The sequence below is a fragment of the Massilia aerilata genome, assembly GCF_042656905.1.
Classification (GTDB): domain Bacteria; phylum Pseudomonadota; class Gammaproteobacteria; order Burkholderiales; family Burkholderiaceae_D; genus Telluria; species Telluria aerilata.
Map to the genome: position 1 here is coordinate 210,073 of NZ_JBHSMZ010000008.1, position 24,323 is coordinate 234,395.

The 24,323-nt window shown below is 66.4% G+C and carries 22 protein-coding genes and 1 riboswitch; of the genes, 12 read left to right on the top strand and 10 right to left on the bottom strand.

What is annotated here, in order from left to right; genetic code table 11:
- Window positions 1-88 precede the first annotated feature (88 nt).
- The 5 genes from ACFPO9_RS13600 to ACFPO9_RS13620 form a co-directional block, all read right to left on the bottom strand.
- A complete protein-coding gene (locus ACFPO9_RS13600; RefSeq protein ID WP_230027585.1) occupies window positions 89-427 on the bottom strand; it encodes a hypothetical protein in 339 nt (112 codons plus the stop codon).
- 450 nt (window positions 428-877) lie between these two features.
- On the bottom strand, window positions 878-2,053 hold the full coding sequence (gene mltB, locus ACFPO9_RS13605) for a lytic murein transglycosylase B (RefSeq protein ID WP_379771607.1): 1,176 nt from the start codon (window positions 2,051-2,053) through the stop codon (window positions 878-880).
- Window positions 2,050-4,068, bottom strand: a complete 2,019-nt coding sequence (locus ACFPO9_RS13610) for a transglutaminase TgpA family protein (RefSeq protein ID WP_379771608.1) — start codon at window positions 4,066-4,068, stop codon at window positions 2,050-2,052. The genes mltB and ACFPO9_RS13610 overlap by 4 nt, the downstream gene beginning before the upstream one ends.
- Window positions 4,065-5,078, bottom strand: a complete 1,014-nt coding sequence (locus ACFPO9_RS13615) for a DUF58 domain-containing protein (protein WP_379771609.1) — start codon at window positions 5,076-5,078, stop codon at window positions 4,065-4,067. Before ACFPO9_RS13615 ends, ACFPO9_RS13610 begins: the two co-directional genes overlap by 4 nt.
- Before the next feature lie 17 nt (window positions 5,079-5,095).
- On the bottom strand, window positions 5,096-6,016 hold the full coding sequence (locus ACFPO9_RS13620; RefSeq protein WP_379771610.1) for an AAA family ATPase: 921 nt from the start codon (window positions 6,014-6,016) through the stop codon (window positions 5,096-5,098).
- Window positions 6,017-6,087: 71 nt separating this feature from the next.
- Here ACFPO9_RS13620 and ACFPO9_RS13625 point away from each other — a divergent pair, with 71 nt between their 5' ends.
- The 6 genes from ACFPO9_RS13625 (at window position 6,088) to ylqF (ending at window position 11,936) form a co-directional block, all read left to right on the top strand.
- A complete protein-coding gene (locus ACFPO9_RS13625; protein WP_379771611.1) occupies window positions 6,088-7,017 on the top strand; it encodes a histone deacetylase family protein in 930 nt (309 codons plus the stop codon).
- Window positions 7,018-7,073: 56 nt separating this feature from the next.
- A complete protein-coding gene (locus ACFPO9_RS13630; protein WP_379771613.1) occupies window positions 7,074-7,946 on the top strand; it encodes a hypothetical protein in 873 nt (290 codons plus the stop codon).
- A 211-nt stretch (window positions 7,947-8,157) separates the two neighbouring features.
- Window positions 8,158-9,045: a hypothetical protein gene (locus ACFPO9_RS13635; protein ID WP_379771614.1), complete on the top strand. Its 888-nt coding sequence runs from the start codon at window positions 8,158-8,160 to the stop codon at window positions 9,043-9,045.
- The gene (locus ACFPO9_RS13640) at window positions 9,035-10,327 is read left to right on the top strand and encodes a hypothetical protein (protein WP_379771615.1); all 1,293 of its coding nucleotides are present in this window, start codon (window positions 9,035-9,037) and stop codon (window positions 10,325-10,327) included. The genes ACFPO9_RS13635 and ACFPO9_RS13640 overlap by 11 nt, the downstream gene beginning before the upstream one ends.
- Window positions 10,328-10,337: 10 nt before the next feature.
- On the top strand, window positions 10,338-10,955 hold the full coding sequence (locus tag ACFPO9_RS13645) for a hypothetical protein (RefSeq protein WP_379771617.1): 618 nt from the start codon (window positions 10,338-10,340) through the stop codon (window positions 10,953-10,955).
- Window positions 10,956-10,985: 30 nt separating this feature from the next.
- The gene (gene ylqF / locus ACFPO9_RS13650) at window positions 10,986-11,936 is read left to right on the top strand and encodes a ribosome biogenesis GTPase YlqF (RefSeq protein WP_379771618.1); all 951 of its coding nucleotides are present in this window, start codon (window positions 10,986-10,988) and stop codon (window positions 11,934-11,936) included.
- Between the two features lie 15 nt (window positions 11,937-11,951).
- Here ylqF and ACFPO9_RS13655 read toward each other — a convergent pair whose 3' ends face one another.
- Window positions 11,952-12,872 carry a LysR family transcriptional regulator gene (locus tag ACFPO9_RS13655; RefSeq protein WP_379771620.1) on the bottom strand — a complete coding sequence of 307 codons (921 nt, stop codon included), beginning with the start codon at window positions 12,870-12,872 and terminating at the stop codon, window positions 11,952-11,954.
- A 99-nt stretch (window positions 12,873-12,971) separates the two neighbouring features.
- Here ACFPO9_RS13655 and ACFPO9_RS13660 point away from each other — a divergent pair, with 99 nt between their 5' ends.
- On the top strand, window positions 12,972-14,354 hold the full coding sequence (locus tag ACFPO9_RS13660) for a S41 family peptidase (RefSeq protein WP_379771622.1): 1,383 nt from the start codon (window positions 12,972-12,974) through the stop codon (window positions 14,352-14,354).
- Window positions 14,351-14,512, top strand: coding sequence for a hypothetical protein (locus ACFPO9_RS13665; RefSeq protein ID WP_379771623.1), 162 nt, complete (start codon window positions 14,351-14,353; stop codon window positions 14,510-14,512). The genes ACFPO9_RS13660 and ACFPO9_RS13665 overlap by 4 nt, the downstream gene beginning before the upstream one ends.
- On the opposite strand, the gene ACFPO9_RS13670 is transcribed toward ACFPO9_RS13665, so the two are convergent.
- The 3 genes from ACFPO9_RS13670 to ACFPO9_RS13680 all read right to left on the bottom strand — a co-directional run bounded on the left by ACFPO9_RS13670 (window position 14,434) and on the right by ACFPO9_RS13680 (window position 18,613).
- Window positions 14,434-15,258, bottom strand: coding sequence for a DODA-type extradiol aromatic ring-opening family dioxygenase (locus ACFPO9_RS13670; protein WP_379771624.1), 825 nt, complete (start codon window positions 15,256-15,258; stop codon window positions 14,434-14,436). The genes ACFPO9_RS13665 and ACFPO9_RS13670 overlap by 79 nt on opposite strands.
- 200 nt (window positions 15,259-15,458) lie before the next feature.
- The gene (locus ACFPO9_RS13675; RefSeq protein WP_379771625.1) at window positions 15,459-16,391 is read right to left on the bottom strand and encodes a hypothetical protein; all 933 of its coding nucleotides are present in this window, start codon (window positions 16,389-16,391) and stop codon (window positions 15,459-15,461) included.
- The gene (locus ACFPO9_RS13680) at window positions 16,388-18,613 is read right to left on the bottom strand and encodes a M1 family metallopeptidase (RefSeq protein WP_379771626.1); all 2,226 of its coding nucleotides are present in this window, start codon (window positions 18,611-18,613) and stop codon (window positions 16,388-16,390) included. Before ACFPO9_RS13680 ends, ACFPO9_RS13675 begins: the two co-directional genes overlap by 4 nt.
- Window positions 18,614-18,725: 112 nt before the next feature.
- A riboswitch (cobalamin riboswitch) is annotated at window positions 18,726-18,960 on the top strand.
- Window positions 18,961-19,033: 73 nt separating this feature from the next.
- Here ACFPO9_RS13680 and ACFPO9_RS13685 point away from each other — a divergent pair.
- The 4 genes from ACFPO9_RS13685 (at window position 19,034) to ACFPO9_RS13700 (ending at window position 22,989) form a co-directional block, all read left to right on the top strand.
- On the top strand, window positions 19,034-20,986 hold the full coding sequence (locus ACFPO9_RS13685) for a TonB-dependent receptor (RefSeq protein WP_379771627.1): 1,953 nt from the start codon (window positions 19,034-19,036) through the stop codon (window positions 20,984-20,986).
- Between the two features lie 200 nt (window positions 20,987-21,186).
- Window positions 21,187-21,849 carry a thiol:disulfide interchange protein DsbA/DsbL gene (locus ACFPO9_RS13690; RefSeq protein WP_379771628.1) on the top strand — a complete coding sequence of 221 codons (663 nt, stop codon included), beginning with the start codon at window positions 21,187-21,189 and terminating at the stop codon, window positions 21,847-21,849.
- On the top strand, window positions 21,846-22,187 hold the full coding sequence (locus ACFPO9_RS13695) for a hypothetical protein (RefSeq protein ID WP_379771630.1): 342 nt from the start codon (window positions 21,846-21,848) through the stop codon (window positions 22,185-22,187). Before ACFPO9_RS13690 ends, ACFPO9_RS13695 begins: the two co-directional genes overlap by 4 nt.
- 127 nt (window positions 22,188-22,314) lie before the next feature.
- Entirely contained in the window at window positions 22,315-22,989 is a 675-nt protein-coding gene (locus ACFPO9_RS13700) for a thiol:disulfide interchange protein DsbA/DsbL (RefSeq protein WP_379771632.1), read from the top strand.
- A gap of 2 nt (window positions 22,990-22,991) precedes the next feature.
- Here ACFPO9_RS13700 and ACFPO9_RS13705 read toward each other — a convergent pair whose 3' ends face one another.
- Window positions 22,992-24,308 carry an ATP-binding protein gene (locus tag ACFPO9_RS13705; RefSeq protein WP_379771634.1) on the bottom strand — a complete coding sequence of 439 codons (1,317 nt, stop codon included), beginning with the start codon at window positions 24,306-24,308 and terminating at the stop codon, window positions 22,992-22,994.
- Between the last annotated feature and the right edge of the window lie 15 nt (window positions 24,309-24,323).

The window sequence follows — 24,323 nt, forward strand, 5'->3', positions numbered from 1 at the left end:
TCCCCTCACGAGGAAGAATTGCTGCAACGATGACTGCTACGACGGTGCGGCGGCATGCTGTGCCGCCGTCCGTAGTCGCGCCCACGGTTTATTCCGCGCCGACGCTGTTGTCCTTGTCCTTCGGCTTGAACTGCTTGTCGCTGATGCGGAATTTCGCACGGCGGTCGCCCATCAGGTAGCGCAGGTCGCGGATCGACAGGTCGCTGACTTCGTGCATGCGGATCAGCAGCGAAGCGCCGACCGGCAGGCGGTGGTGGCGGATTTTCGAGATGACCGGCGGCGCGACTTCCAGGGCACGCGACAGGGCTGCGTCGTTCTTCAGGCGCAGGTTCTCGATCAGGGTGTCGAGCAGGCGGTTCGGGTTGTACTGCAGCAGTTCGTCATTCTCCGAATCGCTGTTCATATCAATGCCGACTTGGTTCGTCATGATGTCACTATTCCTATTTTGGGGTTGAAGGAGCTCGCTGGCGGCTGTTATTTCCCAACAAGGTTACGATAATTTCTACTAAATTATACAACTTATTTCTAATTTAGTACTTAAGAGCAATAAGGATCAGTCGCGCTCGCTAAGTCCGTTGTCTTGCTGCAACAATAGCCGCAATGCAATTCTCTCACAAACTCACTGAAAAATTAATTGCTTTTTATTTAAACTTAAGTGTAAAGCAATTCTCGATGCGCTGCCGCACGTTTCCAAACGGCATAGTGAAACGCCAAGAATAGTGGGGGTATGGGGATGGAGGGACTGTTTCCTAGAAGAACTAGCGAGAGGAAACAAGGATACCCCCGGGGAGTATCGTGTTGTCAGTACTGCATTAACTCAGCAATAACAGCTGTTGCATCGTTACAAAGAGATACAAAGTTTCTGTCCAATTAACAGTCAAAAGCCGCGCGCCAGGCGCACCGCCCGGCCCAGTTCGACCACCGACATGGCATAGAAATAACTCCGATTATATTTTGTAATAGCAAAGAAGTTAGCATTCGCCACCCAGTACTCGGTCGGGTCGGCACCATTCTGCAGGTCGATCAGGCCGTAATGACGCTGATCCGGCAGGGCGGTGCGGGTGACCACGCCGGCCCCTTGCAGCTCGGCCGCCGCGTAGCGCGCCTCCAGGCCGCCCAGCAGCGGTTCCCAGGACAGGCTGGGGGCGACGTCGGCGGGGAATACGGACGGGCCCGTCGCATTGCGGTCCCAGCCATGCGCGACCAGGAAGTTCGCCACGCTGCCGATCGCATCGGCCGGCGAGTTGCGCAGGTCGACGATGCCGTCGCCGTCGAAGTCGACCCCATATTTCAGGATATTGCTCGGCATGAACTGCGGCATGCCGACCGCGCCGGCAAACGAGCCCAGCAGCGAGAACGGGTCGATGCTTTCCTTGCGCGCCAGCAGCATGGTCTGCTCCAGCTCGCTGCGGAAGAACTGCATGCGGTCGTTGCGGTTCGGCGATTCCGGATAGGCGAAGGCAAGGGTGGCCAGCACGTCCATCACGCGGAATCGCCCGGTGTCGCGGCCATAGATGGTCTCGACGCCGATGATGCCGGCGATGATCTCGGCCGGCACGCCGTAGAGGGCTTCGGCGCGCGCCAGGTCGGCCGTGTTCTCGTTCCAGAAGCGCACGCCGGCATTGATGCGGATCGGTTCGATGAAGCGCTCGCTGTAGGCTTGCCAGTTCTTCGGCTTGCCCGGCGGCGCGGGCTTCACCAGCTGGACCGCGGAATCGATGAAGCGCAGCTTCGCCACCACGGCTTCCACCTCGGCGCGCTCGAAGCCGTTGCGGTTCACCATGTCGTCCTCGAAATCGCGCACCGCCTGCCATTCGCCAAAGTTGACCTGCTCGCCGTCGTAGTCGATGGCGGGGCGCTTGGGCGCAGGCGCGGCCTTGGCGGCCTTGCCCTTTTTGCCAGCTTTGAGGGCGGTCCTGGCCGCCTTGCCGGACTTGGCCGATTTGGCGGCGGCCTTGGCGCCGGTATGGTGGATCGAGGAAGCGGCGATGGCGTGGGACGCCTGCCCGGCGCCGACGGCGAGGGCAAGCAGTAGCGAAGCAAAGGATTTCATCGAACTCGGGACAGCAACTGTTTCAAGGTGGTCAGCAGGCCGGCGCCCTGGGGCTGGGACTGCAATGGCGGTGCGTAGCGCCAGGCGCTGTAGCGGCGCAGGAATTCGGCCGCGGCGGCCTTCGGTTCGGGGGCCAGGGCGGCGCCGGCGACACGTGCGGCATAGGCCGTCGGTCCTTCGTCCGGTGCACGCGGCAGGCCCAGCTGGCCGAGGCGGTGGCACAAGGCCGAGTATAGCTTATCGACAGGGTCCACTCGCCTTTGCCGGGAGAATTTTCCTGCGATCAGCAACAGCACCCAGGCCAGCGCCAGCAGGGCCAGGCTGCGCCAGCCGAACAGGTTTTCCTGCAGGGTTTCCATCAAGGCTAGCTGGCGCTGCGCCGTGTAGTTCAGCACCCACTGGTTCCAGCCATTGTTGGCGGCCGCGATCGCATAGCGGACTCTTGCCAGGATGGAATCGGGCGCCGGCTGCATCAGCCGGCCGAGGGCCCTGAAGCCGAAAGGCTCGGGCGCAGGCAAGGCCTGCGCCAGGTTGCGCTGCACGCGGTCGGGCGCCACCGCCGCGGTCGGGTCGATCCGCACCCAGCCCAGGCGCGGCAGCCAGACCTCGCTCCAGGCATGGGCGTCGGACCGGCGCACCGTGAAGTAGCCGTCGATGGGATTCAGTTCGCCGCCCTGGTAGCCGGTCACCACGCGCGCCGGGATGCCGGCCGCGCGCATCAGGAACACGAAGGCGCCGGCGTAGTGCTCGCAGAAGCCGGCGCGGGTCTGGTACAGGAATTCATCGACCGCGTCGCCGCCCAGCAGCGGCGGCTGCAGCGTGTAGGAATAGCCGCCCGTCGCGAACTGGCGCAGCACCGCCTGCACCCGCCGCATCGGCTCCGTGTAGTCCTGGCGCAGGCGTTCGCCGGCCGCCAGCGCCCGCGGATTGCGGCCATACGGCAGCAGCAGCCATTGGTAGGCGTTTTCCAGGGTGTCGCCGGCCTGGAGGCTGAAGTCCACGTAGGAGCTCAGCTCGTAGCGGATCCGTTCGCGCACCGGGCTCGCGGCCTGCAGTTCGAGCTGCGGGGTGACGCTGGCGGCGCCGCCAGCCAGCTGCGGCAGGGCGCGCGGGATCTCGAGCGCGAACAGCCAGCGCGTGTCGGTGGGCTCCAGCGTGATTTCGTAGTGCAGCGGCTGGCCGCGCACCGCGATCGCCACCGCCGGCGGCGCCTTGCGGCCGAACTGGGGGCGCGGCAGCAGGCGGGTCCAGGTGCGTCCGTCATAGGCGCCCAGCACCGGGCCGCGCCAGTACAGCTGCGGCTGGGCCGGGGGCGGGCCGTCGAACTTCACGCGGAAGGCCGGGTCGTCGGACCGGGCCAGGTTCGAGAACTGGCCCGGCGCCATGCTGTCGGACAGGCCGGCGCGGGCGCTGTGCGCATCGTCGGGCAGGCCCCACAGCGGGCCCTCGACGCGCGGGAACAGGACGAAGCCGAGCGCCGCCAGCGGCGCCGCCAGCGCCAGGATCCTCGCCCCCATCAGCAGCCGGGTGCGCAAGGGCGGCACGGCGCCGGTCAGCTGGAACGACAGCTGGGTGGTCAGCAGGGCCAGGATCGAGACGATCATCAGGAAAGCGGTGCCCATGCTCTGCGAGTAGAAGAAATTCGTCAGCACCAGGAAGAAGCACAGGAACACCACCACGAACAGGTCGCGCCGCGCATGCATCTCCAGCATCTTGAAGGCGACCAGCAGCACCAGCATCGCGACCCCGGCATCGCGCCCGAGCACCGTCTGGTAGGTGGCCAGCACGCCCGCCATCGCGGCGATCGCCAGCGGCACCAGCAGCAGGTTGGTCGGCATGCGCCTGCCCAGCATCGTCAGGACCGCGCGCCAGACCAGCGTGGCGCCGCATACCAGCGTCACCCAGGGCGGCAGGTGGGACGCGTGCGGCAGCAGCACCAGCACCGTGCTGGCGAGCAGCAGCAGGGTGTCCTGCTTGTCGCGCGACAGCGGCAGCGGGAAGCGCGGGAGGCTCATCGCTCCTCGCCCGCGATGCCGTACAGGGCCAGCGCTTCCAGGCAGGCCGCCTGGTGGGCCGGGCCGAGCGCCGAGGCGATGCTTTGGCGGCCCAGGCGCAGCGCGTAGGGCAGGGAGCGCAGCTCCGCCTCCAGCACCCAGCGCGTCAGCCGCGAGAGCTTCAGCTCCAGGCCAAGGCGCGGCTCGATCGCCTCCAGGTCGAGCACCAGTTCGTCGAGCGAGCCGCCTTCGAACAGCTTGCTCACCAGCTGGCCGCCCAGTGAAGGGTCGAGGCGGGCGATCTGGCGCCACGCCAGCTGGCGCAGCGGGTCGCCGGGCTGGTAGCTGCGCACGCCGGCGAAGTCGTCGCTGCCGGCGCTGCCGAAGCCGTCGGGGCTGGGATGGCCGCTGACCGGCAGCGGCGGCGCATCCTGTTCGGGGAAGGGATAGACCAGGGCGCGGCTGTCCGGCTGCCAGTAGCTCCAGGCATTGAACAGGCCGAGCGGAAAGCGGGTCGACAGGCGCACGCGCGGCGCCTTCATCCAGCCGCGCTGTTTGCTGGCGCCGCCGAGGACCACGGTGGCGCCGGAGCCGGCTGCGACGTCGACCGCATGGCGCGGGTCCGTGGCCGTATCGAGGTCGATCCAGACCGCGAAGCGGGCCAGGCGCGTGCGGTTGGACAGCTGCAGCTCGAAGGGCGCTTCCTCGCCCGCGAACACGGCGCCGGCGCGGCCTGGGCGCAGGTGCAGGTGGGCCAGGTTGCGGTAGGTATAGATCATGTCGACCAGCCCGCAGGCGGCGGCCACGAAGGTCAGGCCGAAGCCCAGGCCCAGGCTGTAGTTGATCGAACCGACGAGCAGCGCCAGCAGCAGGGCGCCGAAACCGAGGCCGGCGCGCGTCGGCAGGATGTAGACGCGGCGCTGGTCCAGCTCCACTTCGCCGCGGTCGCGCGCGGTGGTGCGCTCGCGCCAGGTGCTGCGCCGTCCGCGCAGCCAGGCAAAGATGCGGGCGCCCAGCGGGAGTCTTGCCACAGCCGCCGTCGTCATTCTCAGACCGGCACCGACTTCTGCAGCTGCAGCACCAGGTCGCGGCTGGCGCCGCCGCCTCCATGGGTCGCTTTCAGCGGCCGCAGGCGGTGCGCGCAAACGGGCACCAGCAGGGTCTGGATGTCTTCCGGGATCACGTGGTCGCGTCCCTCCAGCGCGGCCCAGGCGCGGGCGGCCTGCAGCAGGGCCAGCACGGCGCGCGGCGACAGGCCTTCGGCAAACAGCTTGCCGGAACGCGATTCCTGGGCCAGGGCCTGCAGGTAATCGATCAGCGCGCCCGAGGCATGGATCGCGCGCAGCGAGCGCTGGGCGTCCATCAGCTCTTCCGGGCGCATCACCGGCTGCAGGGTCTTCAGCATGGCGCGCCGGTCCTCGCCCATCAGCAGGGCGCGCTCGGCGCCGGCGTCGGGGTAGCCCAGCGACAGGCACATCAGGAAGCGGTCGAGCTGGGATTCCGGCAGCGGGAAGGTGCCGACCTGGTGCGCCGGGTTCTGGGTCGCGATCACGAAGAAGGGTTCGGGCAGCGGCCGCGTGACGCCGTCGGCCGTGACCTGGCGCTCCTCCATCGCTTCCAGCAGGCCGGATTGGGTCTTGGGCGTGGCGCGGTTGATCTCGTCGGCCAGCAGCACCTGGCTGAAGATCGGGCCGGGGTGGAACACGAAGCCGTTCTTTTCGCGTTCATACACCGAGATGCCGGCGACGTCGGCCGGCAGCAGGTCGCTGGTGAACTGCACGCGGTTGAACTGCAGGCCGAGCGTGAGCGCGAGGGCATGCGCCAGGGTGGTCTTGCCGACCCCGGGCACGTCGTCGATCAGCAGGTGGCCGCCGGCCAGCAGGCAGGTGAGGGCAAGGCGGACCTGCTGGTCCTTGCCCACCACGATCTGGCCGACCTGGCGGGCGGCGGAATGTAATTGTTTGAACATGGATGGCTTTTTCTCGTCGATCCTGCGCGCATGGTAGATTAGCGCCATTGGCAATCTACCATGCGCAGCACATGAGCACAGCAATATACAGCCACCCCGACTGTTCCCTGCACGAGATGGGCGACTGGCATCCCGAAACGCCGGCGCGCCTGCAGGCGATCGAGGACCAGCTGATCCTGGCGCGCCTGGATGGCCTGGTCGAGCGCCGTGGCGGCGACCCGGCGGCGGAGGCGGCAATCCTGCGCAACCACAGCCGCGGCGTGCTGGACCTGGTGCGCGAGAACCTGCCGGCCGCCGGCGAGCATTATCCGCTCGACGGCGACACCCTGCTGTGCAAGCACAGCTACCAGGCCGCCTTGCGCGCCGCCGGCCTGGCGCTGGCCGCCACCGACGACGTCATCGCAGGCAGCGTCGACAATGCCTTCTGCGCGATCCGCCCGCCCGGCCACCATGCGCGTCCCGCCGAGCCGATGGGCTTCTGCCTGTTCAATAACGTCGCCATCGCCGCCCGCCACGCGCTGGACGTGCATGGACTGGAGCGGGTCGCCATCGTCGATTTCGACGTCCACCACGGCAATGGCACCGACGAATCCTTCCGCGACGACCCGCGCGTGCTGATGGCCAGCTTCTTCCAGCATCCGTTCTATCCATACACCGAACCGACCCCGGTGACGGCGACCAGCGTCAACATTCCAGTCCCGGCCTACAGCGGCGGCGACGTGGTGCGCAAGCTGGTGCAGGAGCACTGGCTGCCGGCCCTGCATGCGCACCGCCCGCAGATGATCTTCATCTCGGCCGGCTTCGACGCCCACAAGGAGGACGACCTGGGCGGCATGGCCCTTGTCGAAGCCGATTACGCCTGGATGACCCACCAGCTGATGGAGGTCGCCCGCCAACACGCAAGCGGACGCATCGTAAGTTGTCTGGAAGGGGGCTATAATTTATCGGCACTGGGCCGCAGCGTGGCGGCGCACGTCAAGGTGTTGGCCGACCTCGACTGAGAACCTACGCAACGCAGCGGTATCTAACTCTTCAAGATAACGAGACTGGAGGAGATATGAAACTGCTGCGCACGATCGTTGCGTTGTGCCTGCTCGCGGCCGCAGGCATGGCCTCGGCGACCAACTACACCCTGTGGATCAACGGCCGCACCGGCGGCGGCGCCATCGGCAACTACAACAGCTGGAACTACTGGGGCCTTTCCACGGCCCAGGCAGGCGTCAACAAGAAGTCCGTCAACTGGGATGGCCGCAGCAGCGTTGCCAACCAGAGCGCCCTGATCCGCAATGCGCTCGACTGCTTCTGCACCGGTAACAACTGGTGCTACATCGCCACCCATAGCGCCGGCGACCTGATCCTCGGCTACACCCTGGCCAACTACGGCGGCTCGGCGCGGCTGCGCAAGAACGCGGTGGCGAATTCGTCCGGCGTGTGCGGCAACGCCGGCGGCTCCCAGGCCGGCTGGAACATCAAATGGGTGCGCGCCGCGGCCGGCTCGGGCGGCGGCTCGGAGCTGGCGGACGTCGGCGCCTGGACCACCTCCGAGCCGCTGGTGCAGGACGTCAAGACCAGCACCGCGCGCGCCATGTACGACCACAACCAGACGCGCGGCATCTGGTTCTACATGTACGCCGGCGCCGCCGGCGGGCTGGGCTCGGCCATCCTTCCGGGCCAGGACGATGGCGTCGAGGCTTACCACAGCGCGGGCGGGGTATCGGGCAGTTCCGGCCGCTCCCTCTGCAATCCCGACGACTGGTTCTGCAACGACCTGCGGCTCGGCACGGAAACGAACCAGGGCGGCAGCACCAAATGGGCTTACCACTCGGTCGCCTTCCGCGACGACAACGAAGCCTTCAGCCACTTCACGGAAGGGAACTGGAGCGGCATCGTGGCCGTGGTCCGAAGCGCGATGGTGAGCTTCGCCCGCTAGGTGTTCATGCCTGGTCCATGCGTGTTCATGCGGTGGAAATGGCCCCTGCGCCATTTCCGCCACACTCATCAATTTGGCTCGTGCGGTAATTGACTAGTACATACGTCCCATCTACATTCGACTCAGCCCTAGCACGGTCGTGCGGATTTTTTTTGCGTGCGCCCATGCGTCGGCAAACACAATCAACGATAACGATACGAGTGGAGACAAGATGAGACTACTGCGCATGATGATGGGGCTGTGCCTGCTCGCCGCTGTTTCATTGACACCGGGGCTGGCATCGGCAACCAACTACACCTTATGGATCAACGGCCGCACAGGAGGCGGCACGATCGGCGACTACAACAGCTTCACCTACTGGGGTCCGTCGTCGAACGCGGCGGGCGTCAACAAGAAGGCCGTCAACTGGGACGGCTACAACAGCATCTCCTCGCAGAGCGGCCACATCCGCGATGCACTCGATTGCTTCTGCACCGGCAACAACTGGTGTTATGTCGCGACCCACAGCGCCGGCGACATGATGATCGGCTATGTGCTCGCCAACTACGGCGGTTCGGCGCGCGTGAAAAAGAACGCGGCCCCGAACTCTTCCGGTGTCTGCGGCAACTCGGACGGGACCTCGCAGACCGGCTGGAACATCAAGTGGGTGCGCGCCGCCTCGGGCGCCGGCGGCGGTTCCGAGCTGGCCGATTATGGTTCCTGGGCCGTGGGCGACCCGCTCACCAAGGACCTGAAAACCGCCACCGCACGCGCCATGTACAACCACAACACCACGCGCAACATCTGGTTCTACATGTACGCCGGCGCCAAGGGCACGGCCTATTCGGGCATCCTGCCGGGCCAGGACGACGAGGCGGTGGCCTACCACAGCTCGGGCGGCGTCTCGGGCAGCTCCGGCGGCTCCTACTGCAATCCCAGCGACTGGCTGTGCAACGACCTGACCCTCGGCACCGCCGCCAACGAAGGCGGCTCGACCAAGTGGAGCTACCACGCGGTGTCGTTCCGGGATGACGGGGAAGCCTACAACCACTACGCGAACGGGAACTGGCAGGGCATCGTTTCCGTCGTCCGAAGTGCGATGGTGAGCAGTGCCCTCTAAAAAGCCACCGCAGCAGCCGCGCCGTCCGGCGCAACCCAGGTCCGCACCGCGGCCCTGGCTGCGCCGGCTGGCGCTTCCCATTCTTGCGCTGGCGGGGCTGGCCGCCCTGGTCTGGAGCCTGCTGCCCCATCCGGCGCCGCTCCCCGCCACTACCGCGGCCGCGGCGCCGCCGCCCCAGGGCCAGCCTTTCTTCCATCCGGTGGGGGAGAGCGGCCTGCCGGCCGTCGACGAACGCGCGCAGCGCCGCCGGCAGCTGGTCAGCAACTACCAGCTCGCCGACCACACCTTCTGCAGCTACCGCGACGGCAGCCAGTACCCGGTCGGTTCGCGCCCGATGGCCGAGAACGCCGACCAGAACACCCCGAACAACCCGGTCACCGACATGCAGCCGATGCGCCTGCAGGGCGGCGGCGTGGAGGCCAGCGTGCAGCTGCAGACTTCGCAGTCGCGCGTCTACATGGCGTCCAACGAAGCGGTCGCGTTCTCCCTGCGCGCCGTGAACGCCGCCGGCCAGGTGCAGCCGCTGGTGATCACCCGCGCGGTTTCGCAAGGCATCACCTACAGCGGCGCCCGCCAGACTCCGCAGGTGAGTGTTCCCTTCGCCGACGATGGCGGCGGCGCCGACCCGGTCCCGAACGACGGCGCCTTCGCCGGCGTGCTGGCGCCCGCGCAGACCGGCCTGGCCGGCTTCAACGGCACTATCCGCACCCAGGTCAGCTACAACGTCAACGGCAAGAACGGCATGGTGGTGTTCGACGTGATCTACACGCCGGAACTGCCTGCGGTCTGGACCGGCCAGGTCCGCGAGGCGGTCGAGAACGGTTCGCTGGTTTTCCTGCTGCCCGCCGAGGTGCGCATGCCGGGGCGCTACGTCATCAGCGGCAGGGTCGACGATGCGCGCGGCAGGCCCTTTGCGCTGCTGACCTTCAACGACCTGCTCGGCCCCGGTCCGAATGTCGTCAAGCTGACCATGTTCGGCAAGCTGATGCGCGACCAGGAAGCGGCGCTGCCGCTGACCCTGCGTGACGTCGACGGCTACCTGCTGAAGGAGAACACCGACCCCGACCGCGCCCTGATGCCGCGCCTGGAAGGCAAGGTCTTCACCGGCAAGAACCATCCATTGAAGGGTTTTTCGGATGCCGAATGGCAGAGCGAGGAGCGGACCCGCTACCTGACCGAGTTCGCGAAAGACCGCACGCTGGCGAAGAACGAACTGCAGGCCTTCGACCCCAGCCAGCCCTTGCCGCCGAGCGAATGCGCGATCAAGGAGGTAGCGCGTTAGAATATAGGCAATGACTGCATCCTTATTCTCCTACGACAAGCCGCGCTTGCTCCAGGCGCTGGCGGCAATGAGTCCGCCGGCGCGGCTGGCCTGCGCCACCGCGGCCGCGACCCGTCTGATGCCCGTCTGCGAGCGCTTCGCGGCCGTGCAGGCGACCGGCAAGCAGGACCGGGCGCGCGAGATCGTCGCCGAGCTGTGGCAATGCATCCTCGCCGACGATGCCGGCCAGCAGCCATGGACGGCGGTGCTGGGCGAGGTGATGGCCATGATCCCGGGCGAAGAGGTGAATGGCGGCCTGTTGACGATGATGGCCGAGGATGCGCTGGCCTCGCTGGCCTATGCGGTGCGCTGCCTGCTGGTCGACACACCCCAGGAAGCCGAGTGGGCGGTGGGACGCGAATACGACGCCACCGACCAGGCCGCCATCAAGTTGATGGGCGTGGTCCCGAACACCCCGAAAAAGGAAGCCCGGCTGCTGGCCCATCCCCTGATCCAGCGCACGCTCGGACGCCAGCACGAAGACCTTGTTTTACTGCGGCGCGGCGACTTTGCCGGGCTGCTGCGCCAGGCCGTGGCGAACCCGACCTTTACCGAACAGGAGCTGACGGGCTTTGCCAGCGTAAAATAGCGTCTTGTACGCACAATATTGAGAGTAAGCATGTCGATTCAATGGTTCCCGGGCCACATGGCCGCTGCCCGCAAGGCAGCCGCGGAGCAAATGGAAAACACGGACGTGGTCATCGAGGTCCTGGATGCCCGCCTTCCCGAGGCGAGCAGCAACCCGATGGTCGAGCAGCTGCGCAAGTTCCGCAACAAGCCCTGCCTGAAGGTCCTGAACAAGACCGACCTGGCCGACCCCGTGGCCACCGCCGCCTGGGCCGCCTGGTACGACGCCCAGGACGGCGTCACGGCCTATCCGATGACGACCAAGAAGCCGTCCGACGTCGCCCGCATCCCGGAGCTGTGCAAGCAACTGGCGCCGCATCGCGGGGTGCCGACCAAGCCGCTGCGCATCATGATCATGGGCATCCCGAACGTCGGCAAGTCGACCCTGATGAACGCGCTGCTGAAAAAGCGCGTGGCCAAGGTCGGCGACGAGCCGGCCGTCACCAAGGCCCAGCAGAAGATCTACCTGGACAAGTTCACGGTGCTGGTCGACACCCCCGGCATGCTGTGGCCGAAGATCGCCATGGAAAGCGACGGCCTGATGCTGGCCGCCAGCCACGCGGTCGGCACCAATGCCGTGATCGAGGAAGAAGTCGCCGAATTCCTGGGCACGCTGCTGCTGCAGCGCTACCCGCAACTGCTGGCGGCGCGCTACGGCCTCAAGACCGAGGGCATGGACGGCTTCGGCGTGATCGAAGGCGTGGCCCAGCGCCGCGGCTTCCGCGTGCGCGGCGGCGACTTCGACTACGAAAAAGCCTCCCACGTTTTCCTGCAGGACTACCGCCAGGGCGCGCTGGGCCGCATCAGCCTCGAAACGCCGGTCACCCGCGCCGAGGCGCTCGAGACGCACCGCATCGAGATGGAAGAGAAGGCGCGGATTGCCGAAGAGAAGGCGGCGAAGAAGGCCGAGGAAGCGGCGCGCGGCAAGCGCGGGAGTGATTGATGCCGGGGGCATCAATCACGGCGAGCCGCAGGCCCAGGGCCGGGCGCCGAGCGACTGCCTGAGCAGATCGAGAAAGCGCATCGTCCTGGCCGAGCGCTGCCTTTGCACGGAGCCGAGCAGGGCGACGATGTCGGCGCCGGGCAGCGCATGATCGGGGAGTATCCGCAGCAGCGCGCCGCTGCGCAGTTCCTGCGCCACGTCCCACTCGGACCGCATCATGATGCCGTGTCCTTTCAGGGCCCACTGCTTGACGACCCGGCCATCGTTGCTGGTCAGGCGCGGCCGTATCCTGATCGAGGTGCAAGCGTCCGCACCCGGCGCCTGCAAACGCCACATCGTCACGTCCTCCGCGTTCTCCTGCAGGGAAATGCAGGCGTGCTGGCGCAGCTCCGCAATACTGGCCGGCTGGCCATGGCGCGCAACATAGTCCGGGGCGGCGCACAGGAAGCGGCGGTTCTTCGCCAGCACCGTCTGCAGCATCGATGAATCGGGCAGGGCCCCGATATGGATCACGATGTCCCATGCCTCCGGGGTCTGGCGGTTCGGGCTGTCCGACAGCACCAGTTCCACCGATACGTTCTTGTGCTGCGCCTGGAATTGCGCGGCAAGCTCGGCGACGTATTCGTTGCCGAAGCCCAGCGGCGCCAGGATGCGCAAACGCCCGACCAGTTCGTTCTTGCGGTCGTGCAGGGACGCCTGCAGCTCCTCCATGTCCGCCAGGATCAGGCGCGCCCGCTCGGCCAGCAATTGCCCCTCGTCCGTCAGCGTGGTCGTCCGGCCTTGGCGGTTGAGCAGTTTCAACTTCAGCTTGTCCTCGATCGCCTGCAGGCGCTGGGTAACGGAGGAGGGCGTTACGTTGAGCACACGCGCAGTCTGGGCGAGTGAGGGCTGGTTCGCCAGTACGCAAAAAAATCGCAGGTCTTCGCTATTGATCATTAAGCCCCGGCTTCATTAATGAGTTAGAAACATTAAGCATAATCCCACAATGGCATTGCTAGAATGAATCACATTCAAACTTATTGAACGATTATGAAAATGCCTGGGAAACTGAATGCGGTGCTGGTTGCGCTGTGCCTGTTGGGCAGCGCGCCGGCGCCGGCGCAAACGGCGTCCGCCGAACCGGTCTACTCTGCGGCGGCGATGCAACAGGACTTCCGCTTCATGCGCGCGGAAATCGACAGGATCCATCCCGAGCCCGGCCTGTTCACCAGCCGCGAAGCGCTGCGCAAGGCCTACGACCAGGTCGAGGCGCAACTGCGGCAGCCGCTGACCCGCGACCAGGCATGGCGGGCGCTGGCCACGCTCAATCCGGTGTTCGCCGATGGGCACATGTCTGTCGTCTTTCCGGACCTGCAAGCCCTCACCAGGGCGCACCTGGCGGCAGGTGGATTGCTGTTCCCGTACGAAGTGGAGGTTTCCGCCGACGGCGAGATTGCTATCCGCTCGGACATCGACGGTAGCGCCAGTGCGCTGGCCGGCATGCGCATCGAACAGATCAACGGCATGCCTGCCGCCCGCGTCGCGCGCGAGCTGCTTGCGCGCGCGCAGGGCGACACGCCCGCGCTGCGGGCACACGTCCTGTCCCGCCACATGTGGTTCGAATACTGGCATATGTTCGGCGCGCCGCGCCAGTTCGATCTGGTCGTCGCCAAACCGGCCGGACCGGCACACCTGCGTGTGGCAGGCAGCGGCAAGATCCCCGCCGTGCTGGACACGGAAGGGCCTTCCGGCTTCAAGAAGATCTTCCAGTTCGCGCTGTTGCCCGGGAATGCGGCGCTGCTGACCATCAATCACTTCTTATGGCCCGACCAGCAGGCCTACAATGCCTTTATCAGGGATGCTTTCGCCAAAATCCGCGATGCAAAGGTCTCGACCCTGATCATCGACGTCCGCCAGAATCCCGGCGGCGACGACGGCATGTGGAAGGAGCTCTTGTCTTACCTTGCCGATAAACCCTTCCGCAATGGGTCCAGCTACGTCAAGAAAGTGATTGCGGGACGCGCGAGCGGCAGCGAAAAGGTCGGCGACGTCGTGCACGGATTTGGCGACACCTGGTGCGAGCCGGGCTTGAACAATCCGCTGCATTATTCCGGCAAGACCTATGTGCTGGTCGGGCGCATGACGTATTCGTCGGCCGTCCTGTTCAGTAATGTCGTACAAGACTTCGGCTTCGCCCAGCTGGTCGGCGCCGGCGGGTATGCGCGCACCCGGCAGACCGGCGGCGTCCAGAACATTATCTTGCCTAACACCGGCCTGCAAATGGTCATTCCGCGTTTCGTGCTCGACCGTCCGTCGGGCGAACGCGATCCCGCGCTGGTGCATCCGGATATCCTCTTGCCGGATAGTCCCTTCGACCGCATGGTGACCGTGGACGCCTTGCTCGAACATCTGCGCCGCACACGGGAGCCATCCGCATGAGCACGAACATCAGCTCCCTTTCGGCGCTGCCGGGCATGGGCCGCATGATGGCCGAGACGCAGGAAGAGATGGCGCGGCGTTACGCGGCTTCCTTGCAGGCCGCCTCGCCGAACCTGAAACTCGACACCGTCAGCGCCCCGAAGAAGCTGTCCTCGTGATACACGCAGGCCGCCTGCTCCTGCTCGGCCGCGCCCAGCGCCACCCATAACGGCGCCAGGTGATCCTCGCGCGGATGCGCATGGCGCGCGTAGGGCGCTTCGCTCCAGCCCAGCAGCGCCTGTTCGCGATCCGAAGGCGCCAGTTCCAGCAGCACGTGCTGCAGCCAGGTGTCGAAGGCGTGCGAGGCGAGCGCGCCGCCGGGGCCGAACTGGCGCAGGTTGTGGAAGGACAGGCCGCTGCCGACGATCAGCACGCCCTCGTCGCGCAGCGGCGCCAGCGCGCGGCCGGCGGCCAGGTGCACGGCCGGGTCGTAGCCGTGGCGGATCGACAGCTGCACCACCGGCATGTCGGCGTCCGGGTAGACCGGTTGCAGCATCGAAAAGGTGCCGTGGTCGAAGCCGCGTTCCAGGTCGACGCTTGCCGGGTGGCCGGCGGCATTCAACAGCGCCGCGACCCGTGCGGCCAGCTGCGGGTCGCCCGGCGCCGGGTACTGGATCTGGTAGGTGTGGGGCGGGAAGCCGCCGTAGTCGTAGATCATGCCGGGCGCGGGGCTGCCCGATACCGTGAACTGCGCGGTCTCCCAGTGGCCGCTCACGACCAGGATCGCTTTCGGGCGGCTGCCGATCTGGCGCTTGATGTCGACCAGCGAGGCTTCGAGCTTGTCGTAGGCGCCGCCGTACTGGGCCTTCATCCAGGGCCAGGGGCCGCCGCCGTGGGAGACGAAGTAGGTGGGCAGGCGGGTCATGGTGGCTCCTTCATGCAGGCGGTGAGCTGCAATGGTAGCCGATTCCCACCCGCGTCGTTCCCGGCACTGCCGGAAACGACTTCCCGCGAAGGCGGGAATCCAAGTTCGTGGTGTTGCCTCCAGCCTCACTGCTCACACGAGCCTTGGGTCCCCGCCTCCGCGGGGACGACGGCGAAATATGCGCGGGAACGACGAGCTATCTACTGCGGCCGCGCCCGCACCATCGCCATCATCGCAAACAGCCTTGCACTGCGCATCCATCCCAGCACCAGCACCGCCAGCTGCGTCAACAGGAAGGCAGCCGCGGTGCCGCCCGCGCCGATTGCAGGAACGTGCAGGCGCGCCAGCGCCAGCAGGGCGGCCAGCAGCAAGCCGGCACCGGTGACGATCACGTACACGGCCAGCAGCGTGAGCGGACGGCGCATCATCAGGCGCACGCCGCCCCACCAGGCCACGATGGCCGAGCGGCGCCGGCGTTCGTTGGCGAGCAGGGCGCGGCCGGCGTCGATGGTCGCGTGCACCAGCACGAAGGCCAGCGCGGTGACGAACAGCGCGATATGCGAGGCGCGCTCGGCCTCGCTTTCCAGGATCGCACTCTCGGCGCTCTTGCCGGCCACCTTGAAGGCGATGCCGGCGACGATGCCGACGATGAGCAGCGGGACCGCGCTCCACACCAGCATGCGGAACATGCGCGCGTATTCCTGGGCGCCGCCGGCCAGCAGGTCGATGAAGCCGGGGCGCTTGGTCGCGCGCGCGGCGTGGATCGTCATCCCGGCCAGCAGCGGCGACAGCAGCAGGGTCAGCGCCAGCGCGACGATGCCGCCGCTGCCGATGGCCGCGCCGAAGCGCTCGCGCACACCGCCGATCAGGTCGGCGATGGCGAGCATGTCGAGCTTCTGGGCCAGCTGCGGCGCGTGCACCGAGTGGTCGAGGCTGGCGCCCAGCATCTGCCACACCGGCAGGCTGGCGACGACGGTCGGCAGCAGGAGCAGCACGGCCCACCACAGCATCAGGCGCCACTGCAGCGCGGCGCGCATCGCGCCGAACAGGGGGCGCAGGCCATGGCGGCGGCGCACGCCCGTGTTTTGCGGCGCCAGGGAAGGGGAGTCGAGGGTCTGGTCGGTGCTCATCATACGGTCGCGATCAGGGTGAGGAGGTATTCGATGAAGGCGGAAACATCCATGCCCCAGCGGCGCGACGCACTGGCATCGGCCTTGATGGTGCGGCTGTCATCGAGCTTGTTGACGTCGAGGTAGTGCGAACGCTGCGGGTCGAGTTCGGCCGAGACGGCTTCGGCCGGTTTGGTCCAGCTGAATTTATGCCAGCTCTCATTGGCGTCCCAGCGCACGTTCTCGACGCTGCCGTCTGCGAACTTCACGGTCAGCAGCTGGGGCACCGCGGCGCCGTTGCGGCGCACCAGCACCTCGGTGCGGAAGGGGTAGGGCCCCGTGCCTTCCTTGGCTTTCGGGTTCGCCTTCTTCCAGGCTTCGCGTTCCTTCTCGACGCGCTTGTCGATGTCGTCCTGCTTGTCCTCGACCCAGTTGCTGCCTGCCTGGCGGGTGCCCGGCAGCGGCAGCTGCTCGCGGCTGGTCAGTTCGGCGACGCGGTCGTCGACCCTGGTCACGGCATACACCTGCTGGGCGAACACGGCTTCGACGGCGGCGCGCTGGCCGGTGACTTCGGCCAGGGTCTCGCGCAGGTCGGCGGTGCTCGGATGGCGGAATTTCCAGCGGCGGTAGTATTCCTTGAAGGCGCGCTCCATCGGCTCCTTGCCGACGCGCGCCTCGAGGTCGCGCATCAGGGTCGCGGTGCGGCTGTAGACCGGGCCGATGTCCTGCAGGCGGTCGTAGGCGTTCTGGCCCGGCGCGTCGGCCGGGTCGTTGCGCGGGGTGCCGGTGCGCTCGGCCGCGAAGGCGTCGAAGCTCGGCGTGATGCCGATCCGGCGCATGAAGGGCGAGGCGGCGTGGATCTGCTGGCCGCGCTCGCGGATCATGCGCAGGTCCCAGTATTCGTTCAGGCCTTCGTCCAGCACCGGCTCTTCGAACTCGTTGTTCGCGAGCAGGCCATAAAAGTAGCCGTGGCCGAATTCGTGGATCGTGACGAAGTCCAGCATGTACTGGTTCATGAGGTCGGGCTCGACCCGGGCATAGCCTTCGGCGGTGAAGAAGGTCGGGTACTCCATGCCGCCGGCTTCCTCGGCGTTGTGCGGCGGGATCACGACCGTCAGCGTTTTATAGGGATACGGGCCGAGCGTGTTCGAGAAATAGGTCAGCGAATCCTTGGCCGCCTTCATCGCCGGCGCCGCGCTGGCCGCGTATTCGGGCGGGTAGAGCACGGTGACGGTGACGTTCGGGCTGCCCGGGCCGGTCCAGGTCTCGACCATCGGCTTGCTGCTCCGCTTGTCGGCGGTCCAGGCGAAGTCGTGGACGTCGCCCTGCACGTAGCGGTGGGTCAGCATGCCGTTCTTCTCGACCGGGGCGCCCTGCGGCTCGCCGGTGGCGCCGACCGTGTACTCCTTCGGCGCCGAGATGCGCACGTCGTAGCTGCCGAAATCGGCGTAGAACTCGGAGTTCAGGTGCATCTCGTGGGCGTTCCAGCGCGGGGCGGTGGCGCCCCGTTCGCCCGGCAGTTCGAGCACGCCGATCTTCGGGAACCACTGGCCGACCAGGTGGAAGCTGCCGAAATAGCCGGTGCGCGCCATCACCCGCGGCAGCTGGGTGTGGAAGTCGATGTCCAGCAGGGTCGAGGCGCCCGGCGCCACGGCTGCCGGCAGGTCGAAGCGCACCACGGTGTGGTCGGTGGCAGGTCCGTTGTCCGGGTGGACGAAGGTCCAGGGCACGGTGGCCTCGCCTTGCGTGACCGTGCGCAGGGCGATGTGGCCCCATTCGCCTTCCTTGATTTCGACGCCGGAGCGGAAGGCGCCCTCGCGCTGGCGCTTCTCGGTGAAGAAGGTGCTGCCCGCGCCTTCGAAGGCGTTCATGTACAGGTGCACGTAGACGCTCTTCACCGGCACGCTGCTGCGGTTGCGCCAGGTGAGCTTTTCGCGGCCCGTCACCGTGTGCTTGACCGGGTCGAGGGTGGCGTCGATGTCGTAGTGGACGACCCGGTCCGACAGCGTCGGCTCGAGGCCGGTGCGGGCGCCGCCCCAGGCGTTCTGGCTGCTGGCGACCTGCACCGCGGCGGCGTTCGGCGCCGCCAGCGCGATGCCGTCCGTTGACGCTGCCGGCGCGGCGGCTGCGGCGGGCGCAGGTGCGGCGGCATCCGGCCCGGCCAGCAGGTCGGCGGTGACCGCCACCCCCGCCGCCAGCAGGACCGCGGCTGCGCCCGTGCGCAGGAATGTGGAACCCAATCTCATCTAAGACCCCCAAAGTCGAACTTGCGTTTTGTTAAGTTGCTTTTGTGGACACACTATATTCGAAAATCACCCTGAATAGACCACCCACCGGTAGAGATGTTGCTTATTAGGTTTATAATTTCGGGGTTCTGGTGCCCGCACGCGTCTTCCCTCGCGTGCAGTTAAACGGGAAACACGGAGCGCAGGCGCCCCCGGCGCCGCGCCAACGTGTGCTGCCCCCGCAACGGTAAACAAGCGCCATCGTGATGATGGCTGGCTGCTTCAAGGACCACTGCGCGCTTCGCGTGCAGGAAGGTGAAGCAGTTCGTCTTGCTAGCCCGGATACCGGCCAGACAGGGGGAAGCGGGCGGTTTGCCGCGCTTCCATATTGAGCCGGCATGCGGGGACGCGCGCCGGCCTAACGATCCAGCTTTGAATATCATGAATTCCAAGAATCAGCCCGCGCTCGCGCTGGCCTGCGCCATTGCCATTACCCTGCCTTTTGCCGCCCACGCGGATGAACCCCTGGCCAGCACCGTCGTCATCACCGGTTCGCGCTTCCCCAGCGCCGAATCGCTGGAGCCGATCGGCGCCACCGTCATCACCCGCGACGAGATCCGCCAGGCCGGCGTCAACGACGTCAATGGCGCGATCCGCAAGATCGGCGGCGTGTTCGGGCGCCAGAGCCTGGACTCCTCGCCCGACTTCGCGCTCGACCTGCGCGGCTTCGGCACCAACGGCGCGCAGAACATGGTGATCCTGGTCGACGGCGTGCGCCTGAACGAGAACGAACTGGCGAACTCGGTGCTGTCGACGATCCCGATCGACACCGTCGAGCGCATCGAAATCGTCCGCGGCGGTAGCAGCGTGCTGTACGGCGAAGGCGCGACCGGCGGCGTGATCCAGATCGTCACGCGCAAGGACGCTCGCTATGCCCGCTCGGGCACGCATGGCTCGGTATTCGCCGAGGCCGGCCAGTTCAAGGAACGCGACCTGCGCGCTTCCGTGTCGCACGTGGCAGGCAATCTCAGCGTCGATGCCGCCGTGGCGCGCCAGGACAACGACAACTACCGCGCCAACAGCGCCTTCACGCAGAACAGCCTGTCGGCCGGGGTGCAGGTGGCCTATGCGGGTGGCCGCGCCGGTGTGCGCGTGGAAAGCGCGCGCCAGGATACGCGCCTGCCGGGCTCGCTGACCCTGGCCCAGTTCCAGGCCGATCCGCGCCAGAGCCAGACCCCGAACGATTTCGGCACGCTGGATACGGACCGCGTCAACGCCTTTGCCGAATACCGCATCGGCGAAGTCGACCTGGCGGCCGAGCTGTCGCACCGCGAGCGCGACGTCGACTCGAACTACTATTTCGGTACCAGCGCCTCGGTGACGAAGTACAAGGGCCGCCAGAACCAGTTCTCGCCGCGTGCGCGCTGGCTGCATACGCTGGACGGCGGCATGCTGAACGAGCTGGTGACCGGCGTCGACGTCATCGACTGGCAGCGCAAGACGACGGCCGACTATTCGCTGGCCGACGCCAGCCAGAAATCGAAGGCCTTCTACGTGCGCGACGAGCTGCGCTTCGACCCGGCCCACGACGGCCGCATCGCACTGGGCGCGCGCCGCGAGATCTTCGACAAGGATTACATCGACGCGATGGCCGGCGGTGTCGCGGACAATGGCTCGCAGGGCCAGAACGCCTGGGAGGCGCAGGGCAGCTACCGCCTGCTGCCGCAGCTGGAACTGACGGCGCGGGCAGGGCAGAGCTACCGCGTGGCCAACGTCGACGAGAACAGCTTCCGTACCAGCCTGAGCCTGCTGAAGGTGCAGACTTCGCACGACCTGGAATTCGGCGCCAGCTGGGGTGACGAAATGCGCAAGCTGACTGCCCGGGTGTTCCGCCACAAGCTGGACAACGAGATTTTCTACGACCCGACCGCCTTCGCCAATACCAACCTCGATCCGACCCGCCGCCAGGGCGTCGAGATCGACGCCGAGACCGCGTTGACGACCGGCTGGCGCGCCACCGCCCACTTGCAGCACGTGAACGCCAAATTCACCGACGGCCCGAACGCCGGCCGCGAGATGGTGCTGGTGCCGAAGAACGTGCTGACGGCCCGCCTGAGCTGGCTGCCGGGCAGTGGCCAGAGCGCAGACTTCGGCGCGCAATGGGTCGGCCGCCAGCGTTACGGCAGCGACTTCGACAACCGCTGCGCCGCCGCCATGCCGTCCTACGTGACCTTCGACGCACGCTACGCCGTCAAGCTGGGCGCATGGGAAGTCGCCGTCAACGGCCTCAACCTGGCCGACCGCCGCTACTTCAGCTACGCCTACGGCTGCCAGACGGGCATCTACCCGAGCGACGGCCGCCAGCTGAAACTCTCGGCCCGCTACGACTTCTGACAAAACGCAAACCGGGGTCAGACCCCGTTTTTTGGCAATATCCACCAGGCTGTTGCCAAAATTCGGGGTCTGACCCCGGTTTGAGGTAAGTCGTCGTTACAGCGGTAAGCAATTGCAAAAAACGGGAGGTGGGTTCGGCTTTGGGGCGAAAAAGTGGTAATCTCGCGGTCGTTTGCTCAATCAATTCGAGAAGGATACTTATGCGTTCCCTGCGTTTCGCCCTGCTTGCCGCCAGCCTCATCGCTAGCACCGCTTTTGCTTCGCCGACCGATCCGAAAAGCGGCGTCGAATACGTGACGCTCGCTCAGCCGCAGCCGGTGCAGGCGGCCGGCAAGAAGGTCGAGGTGATCGAGTTCTTCATGTACCACTGCCCGCACTGCAATGCGCTGGAACCGCAGTTCGAACAGTGGGTCAAAAAGCAGGGCGACAATATCGTCCTGAAGCGCGTGCACTTCCCGTTCACCGGCCCCAACGATCCGGAAGCCCACCTGTACCTGACGCTGGAAGCGATGGGCAAGGTCGACGAGATGCATGCAAAAGTGTTCAAGGCCATCCACCAGGACCGTATCCGCATGAAGGATGACGCGACCGTGATCGACTGGGCTTCGCGTAACGGCCTCGACCGCGCCGCGTTCACCAATACCTGGAATTCCTTCGGCGTGATGACCAAGCTGCGGGGACTGAACCGTATCGTCGAGGCCTACAAGGTCGACGGCGCGCCGACCATCGTGATCGACGGCAAGTACCAGACCTCGCCGGCCAAGGTCTACGAGACGGTCAAGACGAATAGCGAACCCCAGCTGTTCGCGGCCACCCTGCAGGTCCTGGATGCGCTGGTCGCAAAGGCAGCCAAAACGAAATGAGCGATGCGGAAGGCAAGATCCTGAAGATGTACGACAAGTCCAAGCCGGAAGACGAGGACTTGCACGACGTGAGCTACTACCTGCACTGGCTGTGGGGCGTGGTCGCGGTCCTGGCCGGCATGGTCTTCTGGCTCTGCATCGCCCTCGTGAATGCCGAAAACCAGCGCTATGCCCTGGTGTCGAACAAGTGCGCCGACCCGGTGTTCAAGGGCGAGATCGACCGCGCCTGCCTGCGCACCGTGCACTCGCGCGAGCACTGGTGGGAACACCTGTGGTACGGCGTCAGCCATATCCGCGCGGAGTTGCCCGAACCGCCGCCCAAGCCCAGGAAGCATTGATTTTCAGCGATCCCGAAAATCCCGCCACCGAGCGGGATTTTTTACGCCTCCTAAGTTTCCTTTAAGGCAATCTTTGCATGGAAGAATGCTAAGCTATGCATATCGCCCACGTTCAAAGGACCCCCAAATGCGTCTCCTGCGCCTTGCCGCCGCCTGCCTGCTCGCCACCGCTGTCTCGGCCACGATCCCAGCCTTCGCCTCGCCGGCGAACCCGCAGAACGGCGTCGATTACCTGACCCTCGCCCAGCCGCAGCCGGTGCAGGCGGCCGGCAAGAAGGTCGAGGTGATCGAGTTCTTCATGTACCACTGCCCGGTGTGCAATGGCCTGGAAGCGGGATTCGAGGACTGGGTCAAGAAGCAGGGCGACCGCATCCAGGTGCGCCGCATCCACATGCCCTATACCGGCGCCGCCGACCCGGAAGCCCACCTGTACCTGACCCTGGAAGCGCTGGGACGCCTGGACGACATGCACGCCAGGGTCTTCAACGCCGTGCACCAGCAGCGCATCCGCCTGAACCAGGACGCCGCCATCATCGACTGGGTGTCGAAGAACGGCATCGACCGCGCGAGCTTCCTGGGCGCCTGGAATTCCTTCGGCGTGCTGGCCCGCCTGCGCGGCCTGGAGCGCGTCATCGCCAACTACAAGGTGGAATCGGTGCCGACCATCATCGTCGATGGCAAATACATGACCTCGCCGTCCATGGCCCACGACAGCATCAAGACTAACAATCCGCAGGAAATGTTCCAGGCGACACTGCAGATCGCCGACGCGCTGGTGGCGAAGGCGGCGGCATCGAAATAATCTCAGGTGCTGAGGACGCCGTCGGGCAGGGTGATCACAAAACGCGCCCCGCCCAGCGGCGATGTCTCTACCTTCAGCTCGCCGCCATGCAGCCGGACCGCCTTGCGCGCGATCGACAGCCCGAGCCCGAAGCCGCCGGTGGCGCGGTCGCGGCTGCGGTCGAGCCGGTAGAAGGGCTCGAAGATGCGTTCCCGCTCCGCCTCGGGAATGCCGGGGCCGTCGTCGTCGACCAGGATCTCTAGCAGGCCCTCATGGTGGCGGGCGCTCAGCGCCACCGTGTGCGCCGCGTATTTCTGGGCATTGCGCAGCAGGTTGCCGACCGCGCGCGCCAGCAGTCGGCGGTCGCCGTCGACGCTGCCCAGCCTGGTCCCGAGTTCGGCGTGCAGGCTGGCCGGGCGCGGATGCAGGGTGTCGAGACATTCGCGCAGCACCGGCTCGACCTCGAACAGGGCGCGCTGCGGCTCGCTTGCGTTGTCCAGCTTGCTCATCGAGAGCAGTTCGTTGACCAGCTCGTTCAGCTCGGCCAGGTCGCCATCCATCGCCGCGATCCGCTTGCTCAGGGCCGGGTCGCCGGCCTGGTCTTCGAGGATCTGCAGCGCGAACTGCAGCCGCGCGATGGGGGTGCGCAATTCGTGCGAGACCGAGTGCAGCAGGTTCTTTTGCGATTCGAGCAGTCCCTGGATCCGCTCGGCCATCGCATTGATGCGCTCCGCCAGCGGATAGGCCGCGTCCGACGGCTTCATCTGCGCGCGCGCGGACAGCTTGCCGGCGCCGAATTCGTCGGCCGTGCGGGCCAGCATCTGCAAGCCCTGCCAGTGCGCACGCGACCACAGCGCGATCGGCACCAGCAGCGCCAGCGCCACCACCACGTAGCGCACCACTTCCATCAGCAGGGCCTGGTTGAGGTCGATCGGCAGGCTGGAGGCGCGGATCGCTTCCTCGTTGCTGCCGATATAGCGGTCGCCGAGCAGGTCGACGCGCCGGAAGAAGCGCTTGCGGGCCGGGTCGAGCACGATCTCGCCGCGCTCGAAGGCGGCCAGGGTGGCGCGCGGCAGGGCGGATCTGGCCTGGTCCAGCGGGACCAGGTCGAAATGCGCGGTCGACACTTCGCGCACCTTGTTCAGGCGCCCCAGCCACTCGTCGGCCGGGGCCTGGTCCACGTACTGTTCGAGCAGGAAGATCTGGGCCGAGGCCTGGCGCCGCGCGATGTCTTCCAGCGGATCGCCGAACAGGCGCGCGAAGACGAAATAGACGACGAACGTAGCTGCCGTAATCGACAGCATGACCAGGATAAAGAAACGGAAGAACAGGCGGTTCACGCCACCGAAGAAGTC